Origin of the sequence: Steroidobacter sp. (genome assembly GCF_036406195.1) — a bacterium.
Classification (GTDB): domain Bacteria; phylum Pseudomonadota; class Gammaproteobacteria; order Steroidobacterales; family Steroidobacteraceae; genus Steroidobacter.
The window spans coordinates 89,684-101,395 of the sequence record NZ_DASWVW010000045.1 but is presented as its reverse complement, the minus strand read 5'-3'; the positions used below and the strand labels follow the sequence as shown (position 1 = coordinate 101,395).

Here is an 11,712-nt window from a genome sequence, read left to right as displayed (position 1 = left end):
GGCGAGATGTACCCCGACCAGTCGCTGTACCCGGCGAACTCGGTTCCCGCCGTCGTGCGCCGGATCAACAACACGCTCACGCGCGCCGACCAGATCCAGTGGATGGAAGGCAAGAACCCGAGCGATGCCGACTTCGTCGACTACTTCGCACCCATCGTCGCCGACGCGGAAGCGGGTTTCGGCGGCGTGTTGAACGCGTTCGAACTGATGAAGTCGATGATCGACGCCGGCGCCTCGGGCGTGCACTTCGAGGACCAGCTCGCGTCGGTGAAGAAATGCGGGCACATGGGCGGCAAGGTGCTCGTGCCGACGCGCGAGGCGGTGTCGAAGCTCGTCGCTGCGCGACTGGCGGCCGACGTCTGCGGCGTGCCGACGATTCTGCTCGCGCGTACCGATGCCGAAGCGGCCGACCTCGTCACCTCCGACGTCGACGAGAACGACCGCGCATTCCTCACGGGCGAGCGCACGGTCGAGGGCTTCTTCCGTACGAAGAACGGCCTCGAGCAGGCCATCTCGCGCGGCCTGGCCTACGCGCCGTACGCCGACCTCATCTGGTGCGAGACCGGCACGCCCGACCTGAACTTCGCGCGTGCGTTCGCCGATGCGATCCACAAGCAGTTCCCGGGCAAGATGCTGGCGTACAACTGCTCGCCGTCGTTCAACTGGAAGAAGAACCTCGACGAAGCGACGATCGCGAAGTTCCAGCGCGAGCTCGGCGCGATGGGCTACAAGTTCCAGTTCATCACGCTGGCGGGCTTCCATGCGCTGAATTACTCCATGTTCCAGCTCGCCAAGGGCTACAAGGAAACGCAGATGGCCGCCTACGTGCAGTTGCAGGAGGCGGAATTCGCGGCGGAGAAGGATGGCTACACCGCCACCAAGCACCAGCGCGAAGTGGGCGCGGGCTACTTCGACGACGTGACTCAGACCGTCACTGCCGGTCAGTCGTCCGTGACCGCGATGAAGGGCTCGACCGAGGAAGAACAGTTCCACAAGGTTTCTTGATCTGAACATGCAGGCCTCCCGCCCGCTCCAGGTGCCACAGCACGAGCAGGAAGTGGCGGGAGGCCTGCAGTCCCTCTGACCGATTAGAATGGGCGGATGAGCAAGTCATCCGCCCGCAAGCCCGCTGGCAAAGCGCCTGCCGAGCCTATCGCCATCCCGCGCACCACCAAGCGCAATTCCGTTCAACAGGTCGCGCTTGGCGACGATGAGGCGGGCAATGGCTTGTGGCCGTCCGACGGTGTGGTCTTCGATCGAACCTGCACCGATTGTCCTCGCCTGGTCGCGTTTCTGGAGGAAGGGCGCAAGCAGCATCCCGACTACTACTGTGCCCCGGTGGCGCCATTCGGCGATCGCCGGGCGCGACTCATCATCGTGGGGCTGGCGCCGGGATTTCATGGCGCCAACGCGACCGGGCGTCCCTTCACCGGCGACTACGCAGGTGAGCTGCTATACAAGACGCTTTACAAATACGGCTTCGCAAACAAGCCGGAATCCGTTCATCGCAACGACGGTTTGAAGCTGCTCGGCGCCCGCATCACCAACTCCGTCAAATGCGTGCCGCCCGACAATAAGCCGCTGCCGATCGAGATCACGACTTGCAATCGCTATTTGCAGGCCGAGCTCGCGATCGCGCCGAAGAACGCAGTGCTGCTCGCCTTGGGCTCGATCGGGCACAACGCCTGCTTGCGCGCGCTCGGCCTGAAGGTTGGCGAATACAAGTTCGGGCATGCCGCCGAGTTCAAGCTGCCGGGCGGACAAACGTTGATCGACTCGTATCACTGCAGCCGCTACAACACCAACACGAGACGGCTCACCGAGGAGATGTTCGAAGCGGTGTTCGCACGAGCGCGCAAGCTCGTGTCGCAATGACAATGAGGGGCGGGCCTCAGTTCGGCCAGCCGCCCCCGAGTGCCTTGTAAACCGCCACCAACTGCGTGCCGAGCTGCGTGTTGCTCCGGCTGTAGGCGCGCTCGGTTTGCAGTAACGTGCGTCGCGCATCGAGCTCGGCGAGGTAGTTGATCATTCCGTGGTTGTAACGGATGCGGGCGATGTCATAGGCGTCGCGGCTCGCGGCCAGCGCAGTGGCAAGCTCGGCATTGCGTTCACGCTCGGCGCTGTAGCCGCTCAACGCGGTCTCTATCTCGTGCCATGCGCGCAGCACCGTTTGTTGATAGGCAATGGCCGCGTGCTGTTGATCGAGCTTACGAACCTCGACGACCGCCCGGCGCCGGCCGCCATCGAAGATGGGCAGACTGAGGCTCGGTCCGATGGACCACTGCCGTGAGCCCCATTCGGTGAAGTCGGATGCGTTCAGCGATTGCTGCACGAAGCTGCCCGAGAGCGTGATGCGGGGATACAGGTCCGCCACGGCGACGCCGATCTCCGCCGTTGCGGCATGCAACTGGGCTTCGGCGCGTTGAATGTCGGGACGCCGCCGCGCGATCTCCGAAGGCACGCCGCCGGCGATTGTCGAGGGCAGGGTTAACGTCGATGTCGTAGCGGCGAGCTGCTCATCCAGCGATCCGGGCTGCTCGTTCAGCAGCACCGCGAGCGCGCTGAGCAGTTGCGCTTCTTGTTGCTTCAATTGAGGAATGCTCGAGCGCGCATCGGCGAGACGGGCGCGCTGAGTGGCCAGATCCAGCTCATCGACGATACCGCCTTTGACGCGATACTCGGTGAGCTCGACCAGATCCGCGCTCGCAGTTGCATCGGCGGTGGCAATGCGTAGTTGTTCCTGAACACCGCGCAACTCCAGGTAGCCGCGCACGACTTCGCCAATGAGAGATAGCTGCGCATCGTGCAAATCCTCCTGGCTCATGCGCAGGCTGGCGTCGGCTGCTTCGATCGAGCGGCGAACGCGGCCCCACAAGTCCAATTCCCAGCCCACGTCGAAGCCGCCCTGGTAAACGCTGAAGGGTTCGCTGAGCAAGGAGACGATCTCGTCACGGCTTCCTGGAGGGGCGATCAAGTCAATCATTCGCGTAGCGGTACCGTGCTCGCTTTGCCGTTCGCGTTGATAGGCACCGCTGGCATTCACGTCAGGCCAGCGAGCGCTGGACTCGGCATTGCGCAGTATCCGGCTCCGAGCGACGCGCAGCATCGCGATCTGCACATCCGCATTGCTCGATAGTGAGCGTTCGACGAGGTTATCGAGTGTCGCGTCGCCGAACTGTTTCCACCACTGTTGCTCCGCTGCGTCCTGCGTGACTGCCACGTCGCGCCATTGCGGCGGCAGGGCAGGTGGCGGCGCCTCGAAATCGGGGCCGACGGCGCACGCGCCAAGCAGAGCAGAACCCAGAATGATCCAAAGGTTGTTTCGCATGACGTACCTATACGAGACGGTGTCTGAACAACCACACGGCGGTAGGCAAGGTGATCAGCGCGATGACCACCAGCGGCCACATGTCGTGGTAGAGATAACCGAAGCTCGCTCCTTCGAGATACACACGGCGCACCATGTCGATCGCATAGCGCAGCGGATTGGCGTAGGTGAGGTATTGCATGGCCTGCGGCATGTTGCTGATCGCCGTGGTCAGGCCCGACAGCAGCATCATCGGCATCAACAGTACGAACGTGTACAGCATGGCCTGCTGCATGGTCTTGGAGAATGCCGAAAGCGCCAGACCGATGCCCACGGCCGCGGTCGTGAACAGCGCGAGCGCTACATAGAGCGTGAACAGCGAACCCTGAAAGGGAATGCCGAACCAGAGCCGCGACAGCACCAGAACGATGGTGGACTGCCCCAATCCAATCAGGATCGGCGGTACCGCCTTGCCAACCATGATTTCCGTAGGTCGCAACGGGGTGACCAGCAACTGATCGAATGTACCTTGTTCGCGTTCCCGGGCCACCGACAGGGCGGCGAGCATCAGCACCTGGAGCATACTGAGCGCTCCGACCAGGCTGGGAATCATGGCCCAGCGCGTTTCCAGATTGGGGTTGTACCAGGCGCGGCTCTCGATTCTCAGGGCGGGCGGCTGTCCGCCGCGCCGCTCGTTCCACTGCATGTTGAAGCGCTCGACCGCGGCAGTGACATAGGCGGCTGCGGTGTTGCCGGTGTTCGAGTTGCGACCGTCAGCGATGACTTGCACGACGCCGCCGCGGCCGGACTCGATGTCGCGCTCGAAGTTGGCCGGCAGATGAATCACCATCAGCGCGCGCTTCTTGCCGATCGTCTCGCTGATCTCGCTCGCGTTGCGCAGGTTCATCACCCGCACGAATACCCCCGAGCCATCGATCAAGGCCACGAACTGACTGGAGGCATGACTGCGATCGGTATCCAGTAGCGCGTAGGGCACCTCGTCCAGATCGAACGTGGCCGCATAGCCGAACAGCAGCGACTGCAGAACGATCGGCATCACCAGCACGATCCGGCTGAGCGGATCCTTCAGCACGGCGATCAGCTCCTTGCGGATCAGGATCGCGATTCGATGCAGCGTTGCCTTCATGCGAGCTGTTTCTTCGTATTCTTGCGGATCAGTACCAACAGCACGATCGCTGCTATCAGCAATATGGCGGTGTCCTTGATGAGCAGGCCGCGCACATTGCCGGCGAGAAACAGGGTTTGCAGCGCCTCGACATAGTACGTGGGTGGCAGTACCGACCCGACTGCGCGCACTACAAACGGCACGCTGCGCAGGTCGAAGATGAAACCCGACAACATCAGCGCGGGCAGGAAACTGGTGATCAACGCGATTTGCGAGGCGAGAAACTGGTTCTTGGTGGCGGCGGAGATCAGCAGTCCCAGGCTCAGCGACACCACCAGGTAGAGCATCGAGATCAACACGATCAGCAGCAGCGAGCCGCGGATGGGTACGAAGAACAGGAATTTTCCCGCCAGCAGGCACATCGCCAGCCCCGCCAGGCCAACGCCGAAGTAGGGAATGAGCTTGGAGGCGATCAGCTCCCCGGTATGGATGGGCGTGACGAACAGCGACTCGAGCGTGCCTCGCTCCCACTCGCGCGCCATCACCAGCGAGGTCAGCAGCGAGCCGTTCAAGGTCATGATCAGGACGATGAGGCCGGGCACGAGAAAGTACGTGCTGGTATTCGCCTCGTTGAACCACAGCCGGGTTTCGAGTCTTACCGCGGGCGTGAGCATTGCGCTGCCTTCGCCGGCCGCGGCGCGTTTCGTGCTCCACTGTGCAATCGCGCCCTGCGCGAAGCCTTCCAGCATGCGCGCACGGGCCGCATCCACGCCGTTGACGAGCACCTGAATCGTTGCGTTGCCGGCCGCGAGCCGCCGGGAGAAGTCGGACTGCAGATAGACGATGATTTCGACCTCCCCACTACGCATCATGCGGTGCGCCTCGTCCATCGAATGCAGTGTGGTCACGGTGAAGTAGGGCGACAGGTGGAAGCCGGCGACCACATCTCGGGCCGTGGGCGATGTGTCTTGCGAGACGATGGCCACGGGCGCGTTCTTGATGTCGAACGACAATCCATAACCGAACACGAGGATCAGCACCACGGGCAGGAACAGACCAACCATCAGGTTGCTTTTGTCACGGAGCAACTGACGCGTCTCTTTCAGGGTCAGCGCGCGCAATCGCCTCCAGGACAGCCGATGTGTGTCAGCGTGCTCGGCACTCATGCGGCGTGCTCCTGCCGCTGCGCCTGTTCTCGTGCGCGCTCGACGATGCCGATGAAAGCTTCTTCCATCGAGCGCGCCGGCTCACCAGCGGAACCGGCGTGCATGCGCACCTCTTCGGGCGTGCCGATGGCCAGCATGGTGCCGGCATCCTGGATCATGATGCGATCGCAGTATTCGGCTTCTTCCATGAAATGCGTCGTGACCACGATGGTCGTACCTTGATCGGCCAGCGAGCCGATGCGCTTCCAGAACTCCCGTCGTGCCAGCGGGTCCGCGCCGCTGGTCGGTTCGTCCAGGAAAACGATGGCGGGTTCGTGGAGCAGGGCGGCGGCCATCGCCAGACGGCGCTGAAAGCCACCGGGCAGTGAGCCTGCCGTTGCGCTTGCGCGCTGCTCGAGGTCGAAGCTTTGCAACGCCCACTCAATGCGCCCGGCCGCACGGGAATTGCGCAACCCGTATGCGCCCGCGAAGAATTGCAGGTTCTCGAGCACGCTGATGTCGCCGTACAGCGAGAACTTCTGCGCCACGTAGCCGATATTCTGCCGGGCCTCGGCGCGTGCACGTCGCAGGTCGGCGCCAGCGACCTTCAGCGTTCCCGACGTCGCGGGCAGCAGGCCACACAGCATGCGAAAGGTGGTCGTCTTGCCCGCGCCGTTCGGACCGAGCAGTCCGAACACTTCTCCACGCCTGACTTCGAAGCTCGTGCGGTTCACCGCCGTGAAGTCGCCGAACTTGCGGACGAGATCATGCACTTCGATGACGATGTCCGAGGCATTCGGCGGCGCTGTCTTGCCGAGATCGAGCGTCGCGTTCGCCATCGCATTCGCATGCGCGTCCTGTCGCAGCAGCATCATCAAGCTGTCTTCCAGATTCGGCGGCGTGGGCTCGAAAGTCACATTCGGCAGGGACAGTGATTCGCGCTCACGCAGGACAGCGCGCACTTGACCGCCTCGGGGCACCGCGTCGATCACGTCGGGGCGATCGATGAGCTCCGCCTGCAGCTTTCGTGCGGGCACCTGGCGCTGGGTAAGCGCCAGAAACGAATGTCCATTCGCGCGTGCTCGCAGCTCATCCGGTGCGCCACTCGCCAGTACCTTGCCTTCGTGCAGCACCACTACATGAGCGCAGCGTTCCGCTTCATCCATGTACGACGTGCTGAGGAGTACCGACAGGCCCTCGTCATGCACGAGTCCACTCACGATGTCCCAAAGCTCACGTCGCGACAGTGGATCGACGCCGACTGTCGGCTCATCGAGCAACAACAGTTTCGGCGAGCGAACCAGAGTGCATGCCAACCCGAGCTTTTGCTTCATGCCGCCGGAAAGGTTGCCCGCGAGCCGCTTCATGAACGGCGCAAGATTCGTCATCTCCATCAACCGCGGATAACGTTCAGCGCGTTGCTCGGGCGATACGCCATGCAGATCGGCGTACAGGTCGAGGTTCTCCTGCACGCTCAGGTCTTCATACAACCCGAAGCGCTGCGGCATGTAACTGATGCGATCCTGAATTGCCTGGGGCTGTTTCGCTGCATCCAATCCAAGCACCGTGAGCGTGCCGGCATCTGCCTGCATGAGTCCGGCGGCCAGGCGCAGCAGCGTCGTCTTACCCGCGCCATCCGGACCGACGAGTGCGGTCAAAGCGCCGCGACGAGCGCCGAAGGAAATGTTTTCGAGCGCCGTGATCGTCTCGTTCTTCTGGCGTACGAAGCGCTTGGTGAGACTTTCACCGTGAACGATGAGATCCTCGTCGGCCCCGTTCATTTGCCGGACTCGCGCGGGGCTTGCCGAGTGTTTGGATCGATGGTCACCGTGGCAGGCATGCCCAGTCGCAGTCTGTCGTCGGGGTCGTCGACGAACACGCGCACTTCATAGACCAGGCTGGTGCGCAACTCCTGCGTCTGCACGGTCTTCGGTGTGAACTCCGCCGTGGAGGAAATGAAGCCGACCGTGCCCGACAGGGGAGCATCCGGGGCACTGTCCATGGTGACGCGTGCGGGCGCGCCGATCGCGACACGACTCAGTTCCAGCTCAGAGAGATAGGCGCGAACCCACTTCGGCGTGGTGACCGAGAGTGCGAAGACGGGACGCTGGGGCGTCGCCAATTCGCCAGGCTCCATGAGGCGATTGCGAATCACGCCGTCGGTGGGCGCGACGAGCTCCGCATCCGCCAGCTGCTTTTTCAGCAGCGCCAGGGCCGCCTCGGCAGCATCGAGTTGCGCTTTCGCTTGAGCGATTTCCTCTTGGCGGGGGCCAGCGAGCGTCAGCTCGAGCGCCTTACCCGCACTCTCGGCCTGCGCCTCGCTCATGCGCGCAGCTGCAGTGGCTGCTTCCAAGTCTTGCGGGCTGATGGCGCGGCCTTTGGATTCCTCGCTGATGCTACGCAGGCGCTGCAATTGACTCATCGCATTCGCTGCTTCAGCTTTGGCGGCAGCGAAAGCGGCGCGAGCTTGTGCAACTTCCTCGGGACGCGCGCCGTTGCGCAGTTTTCGTAGCACCTCGCGCTGCGCGGCCACTTGTGCCTCGGCTTGCGCCACACGGGGCAGCAGCCGGCCAGTATCCAGACGGGCCAGCACCTGGCCGGCCTTCACGCGCGAACCTTCTTCGACCAGTACCTCGGCAATGCGCTCGCTGTCGCTGAAAGGTAGCTCGATCTGCCGCAGATCGACATTGCCTTGCAGCTCGATCGCGTCGCTATCTCGATCGCGCCCGAGCACCCAGTAAGCCAGCAAAGCCACGGCGAGCAGCACGACGACGGCGAGCGGCAGGATTTTTCTTGGCACGGGATCGTCCTTGGGGCGGCGGTTGCAATCAGTCGTCATATTATTCAAAATCAAATTTGAATTTCAATATGTCTTTGGACTGGGGATCGGACAGCACATGGCGGGTCCACGATCGACGCGCAGAGGCGCGGCAAAACAGCGGCCAGCTGCCGGGCGAACGCCGGCACGGGCCGCCAGGCGCGAGAACGGGGCACAAACCCGGCAGAAACTGCTGGAAGTCGCCGGGCGCGTGTTCGCTGAACGGGGCTACTTGTCTACCACCAGCAAGGAGATTTGCGAGCTCGCGGAGGCCAACATCGCCGCCGTCAATTATCACTTCGGCGGCAAGGACGCTCTGTACTCCGCCGTGCTTGAAGAAGCGCATGCGAGGCTGGTGAGCATAGACAGCGTCGCCGAGATCACCCAAAGCAACGCCGATAGCGCGGCCAAGTTGCGCCTGCTGTTACGCAAAATCCTGGTGGAGGTCGCCAGGCGCGGGGCCGACGCGTGGGAACTGCGTGTGATCGGTCGCGAGCTCATCGCGCCCACCTCGCTCATGGACGCCATGATGAAGAATCAGGTGGTCCCCAAGGCGAAGATGGTGATGGGAATGATCGCGGACATCCTCGGCGTGCCGGCGACCCATCCCGCAGTGGCTCGCTCGACCGTGAACATCGTGAGCCCGTGCGTGTTCCTGCTCGTGGTTAGCTCGGAGCGGCAGAAGAAGGTATTCCCGGCGCTGCACGCAGATCCTGACGAGCTGGTCGATCACATGGTCGCCTTCACGCTCGGCGGCTTGCGATCGGTCGCGGAGGGCTTGCAGCGTTCAGCGCGGTGAGCGGCAGTCCCACGGCTGGAATGCCTGACCAGCACTGACCGGCTTCATCCTCTAAAATGCGGCAGCTATGAGCGTGGCGTTCGATTCCAAGCTGTTCCTGGCCAATGTCAGCCAGCGCCCGGGTGTCTATCGCATGATAGGCGCGGACGGGGAGGTGCTGTACGTCGGCAAGGCGCGCAACCTGAAGAATCGCCTGACCACGTATTTCGTGGGCAAAGCGCAGGCCGCGAAAACCATGGCGATGGTCTCGCAAGTGGCCAGCGTGGAAGTGACGGTGACCGCCTCGGAAACCGAGGCGCTGCTGCTCGAGTACAACCTGATCAAGCGGCATCGGCCGCGCTTCAACGTCACTCTGCGCGACGATAAGAGCTTTCCCTACCTGTATGTCACCACTCAGGACGAATATCCGCGCATCAGCTTCTACCGCGGCAGTCGCAAGCTGCCGGGGCGCTTCTTCGGGCCTTATCCGAACGCGAGAGCGACGCGCGAGACCATTCTGCTGCTGCAGAAGTTGTTCCTGCTGCGACCTTGCAGCGACACGTTCTTCGCCAATCGCTCGCGGCCCTGTCTGCAGCACCAGATCAAACGGTGTTCCGGGCCGTGCGTGCGCCTGATCTCGCCGGAAGAGTATCGCCAGGACGTGAACGATGCGATCAAGGTGCTGGAAGGCAAGGGCGCCGAGCTGATCGACGACCTCGCCCGGCGCATGGAGGAGGCGTCGCAAGCGCTGGAGTTCGAGAAGGCCGCGCGCCTGCGCGATCAGATCAATGGCATCAAAGCGATTCACTCGACTCAATCGGTGACGCGAAATGCGACCGAGGACATCGACGCGGTCGCGCTCGTGTCTCACGGCAGCGATCACTGTGTGTCCATCGTGTTCGTGCGTGGCGGTCGCAACCTGGGTAGCAGCAACTTCTTCCCGAAGCCAGGCATCGCGGAGGCGGGCGAACTGCTCTCGGGCTTCCTCGCGCAGTACTACCTGGGGCGTGAGGCGCCGGGCGAGATCCTGATCAACGAGCAGATCGAGGATGGCGACACGCTCGAACAGGCGTTGACCGAGCGCATGCAAAGGTCGGTGCGGATTCGTTCGAACGTGCGAGGGGTGCGAGCGCGATGGCTGGAAATGGCGCGCACCAACGCCGAGCTCGGCTTGCAGATGCGCCGGGCCACCGAGGCCACCAGCACCGAGCAGCTGCAAGCCATGCAGGAAGTCTTCAACCTTCCCAATCCACCGGCGCGTATCGAATGCTTCGATATCAGCCATACCATGGGCGAGCGCACTGTCGCGTCCTGCGTGGTGTTCGGTCCCGAGGGGCCGCTCAAGAGCGACTACCGGCGCTTCAACATCGAAGGCATCGCGCCCGGCGACGACTATGGGGCCATGCGACAGGCGTTGTCGCGACGCTATGCCCGGGTCAAGAAGGGGGAGGCGCCGACGCCGGACGTGCTGCTGATCGATGGCGGGCCCGGGCAGCTGGCGCAGGCGAGCGAGGTGCTCCAGGAGCTGGATATTAGTAATGTGTTGATCGCGGGCGTCGCCAAGGGCGCGGACCGCCGGCCCGGCCAGGAGCGGCTGTTCCTGCCCGGGCACGAGCTGCCGACGTTGTTGCCGCCGGACTCGCCAGCGCTGCACTTGATCCAGCGCGTGCGCGACGAAGCGCACAGGTTCGCCATTACCGGCCACCGTGCGCGGCGCGCCAAAGCGCGGACGCAATCGGTGCTGGAAACCGTGCCCGGCCTCGGCCCGCGCAAACGGCGGGAACTCCTGCGGCAGTTCGGGGGATTACAAGGGGTCACCCGGGCGGGAATCGACGATCTCGCCAAGGTTCATGGCATCAGTCGTAAACTGGCGCAATCTATCTATGACACATTGCACGCGAACGGCTGAAAAGTCCTTACAATTCCACCCGGTGACTTTTCCCATCGCGAACATCCTGACCGTGGCGCGGATCATCATGATCCCGCTGGTGGTCATCCTCTTCTACATGCCGCAACGCTGGGCCATGGCGGCCACCGCGTGGGTGTTCATTCTGGCTGCCGTTACCGATTCGCTCGACGGCTACCTGGCGCGCAAGCTGGGACAGACCTCGGCGCTGGGTGCCTTCCTCGATCCGGTCGCGGACAAATTGATGGTGGCCATTGCGCTGATCCTGCTGGTCAGCTACGACCCGCCGATGCTGGAGCTGATCAAGTTCAATCCGCATACCGTCATCGTGTTGACGGCGACCGTGATCGTCGGCCGGGAGATCACCATTTCGGCGCTGCGTGAATGGATGGCCGAAGTGGGCGCGCGCGGCAAAGTGGCCGTCTCCAACATGGGCAAGATCAAGACCATTTTCCAGATGACCGGGCTGTCGATGATGCTGTTCCGCGACGACGTCTGGTTCATTCCGGCGTTCGAGCTGGGCTTTTATTGCCTGGTGGCCGCCGCGGCGCTGACCTTGTGGTCCATGGTCGTTTACCTACGGGCGGCCTGGCCGGACCTGATGCGGTCGAGCTCGCGCTAGCGCGGGCGGG

At 63.1% G+C, this 11,712-nt stretch carries 10 protein-coding genes; 5 read left to right on the top strand and 5 right to left on the bottom strand.

The window, feature by feature from the left end; genetic code table 11:
- Positions 1 to 1,005 (top strand): isocitrate lyase (gene aceA / locus VGE08_RS18275; RefSeq protein ID WP_331069350.1); only part of this gene is annotated, 1,005 nt, incomplete at its 5' end.
- 222 nt (positions 1,006 to 1,227) lie between these two features.
- Positions 1,228 to 1,875 carry a uracil-DNA glycosylase gene (locus VGE08_RS18270; RefSeq protein ID WP_414717510.1) on the top strand — a complete coding sequence of 216 codons (648 nt, stop codon included), beginning with the start codon at positions 1,228 to 1,230 and terminating at the stop codon, positions 1,873 to 1,875.
- 16 nt (positions 1,876 to 1,891) lie between these two features.
- Here the strand turns inward: VGE08_RS18270 and VGE08_RS18265 are convergent, their stop codons facing one another.
- Genes VGE08_RS18265 through VGE08_RS18245 form a run of 5 tightly spaced genes read right to left on the bottom strand, consistent with a single transcriptional unit; the run spans position 1,892 to position 8,378 of the window.
- Positions 1,892 to 3,328, bottom strand: coding sequence for an efflux transporter outer membrane subunit (locus VGE08_RS18265; RefSeq protein ID WP_331069348.1), 1,437 nt, complete (start codon positions 3,326 to 3,328; stop codon positions 1,892 to 1,894).
- 7 nt (positions 3,329 to 3,335) lie between these two features.
- A complete protein-coding gene (locus VGE08_RS18260; RefSeq protein ID WP_331069347.1) occupies positions 3,336 to 4,454 on the bottom strand; it encodes an ABC transporter permease in 1,119 nt (372 codons plus the stop codon).
- Positions 4,451 to 5,599, bottom strand: coding sequence for an ABC transporter permease (locus tag VGE08_RS18255; protein ID WP_331069346.1), 1,149 nt, complete (start codon positions 5,597 to 5,599; stop codon positions 4,451 to 4,453). The genes VGE08_RS18260 and VGE08_RS18255 overlap by 4 nt, the downstream gene beginning before the upstream one ends.
- Positions 5,596 to 7,359: an ATP-binding cassette domain-containing protein gene (locus VGE08_RS18250; protein ID WP_331069345.1), complete on the bottom strand. Its 1,764-nt coding sequence runs from the start codon at positions 7,357 to 7,359 to the stop codon at positions 5,596 to 5,598. The genes VGE08_RS18255 and VGE08_RS18250 overlap by 4 nt, the downstream gene beginning before the upstream one ends.
- On the bottom strand, positions 7,356 to 8,378 hold the full coding sequence (locus VGE08_RS18245; RefSeq protein WP_331069344.1) for an HlyD family efflux transporter periplasmic adaptor subunit: 1,023 nt from the start codon (positions 8,376 to 8,378) through the stop codon (positions 7,356 to 7,358). The genes VGE08_RS18250 and VGE08_RS18245 overlap by 4 nt, the downstream gene beginning before the upstream one ends.
- A gap of 97 nt (positions 8,379 to 8,475) precedes the next feature.
- On the opposite strand from VGE08_RS18245, the gene VGE08_RS18240 reads away from it, so the two are divergent.
- From VGE08_RS18240 to pgsA, 3 genes are all read left to right on the top strand, one after another.
- Entirely contained in the window at positions 8,476 to 9,195 is a 720-nt protein-coding gene (locus VGE08_RS18240) for a CerR family C-terminal domain-containing protein (protein WP_331069343.1), read from the top strand.
- A 67-nt stretch (positions 9,196 to 9,262) separates the two neighbouring features.
- Positions 9,263 to 11,083 carry an excinuclease ABC subunit UvrC gene (gene uvrC / locus VGE08_RS18235; RefSeq protein WP_331069342.1) on the top strand — a complete coding sequence of 607 codons (1,821 nt, stop codon included), beginning with the start codon at positions 9,263 to 9,265 and terminating at the stop codon, positions 11,081 to 11,083.
- 22 nt (positions 11,084 to 11,105) lie between these two features.
- Positions 11,106 to 11,702: a CDP-diacylglycerol--glycerol-3-phosphate 3-phosphatidyltransferase gene (gene pgsA, locus VGE08_RS18230; RefSeq protein ID WP_331069341.1), complete on the top strand. Its 597-nt coding sequence runs from the start codon at positions 11,106 to 11,108 to the stop codon at positions 11,700 to 11,702.
- Positions 11,703 to 11,712 lie beyond the last annotated feature (10 nt).

Excerpts from the sequence above, each read along its gene's own strand:
- VGE08_RS18265 (WP_331069348.1), bottom strand. The coding sequence starts at position 3,328 with ATGCGAAACAACCTTTGGATCATTCTGGGTTCTGCTCTGCTTGGCGCG.
- VGE08_RS18260 (WP_331069347.1), bottom strand. The coding sequence starts at position 4,454 with ATGAAGGCAACGCTGCATCGAATCGCGATCCTGATCCGCAAGGAGCTG.
- VGE08_RS18255 (WP_331069346.1), bottom strand. The coding sequence starts at position 5,599 with ATGAGTGCCGAGCACGCTGACACACATCGGCTGTCCTGGAGGCGATTG.
- VGE08_RS18250 (WP_331069345.1), bottom strand. The coding sequence starts at position 7,359 with ATGAACGGGGCCGACGAGGATCTCATCGTTCACGGTGAAAGTCTCACC.
- VGE08_RS18240 (WP_331069343.1), top strand. The coding sequence starts at position 8,476 with ATGGCGGGTCCACGATCGACGCGCAGAGGCGCGGCAAAACAGCGGCCA.
- uvrC (WP_331069342.1), top strand. The coding sequence starts at position 9,263 with ATGAGCGTGGCGTTCGATTCCAAGCTGTTCCTGGCCAATGTCAGCCAG.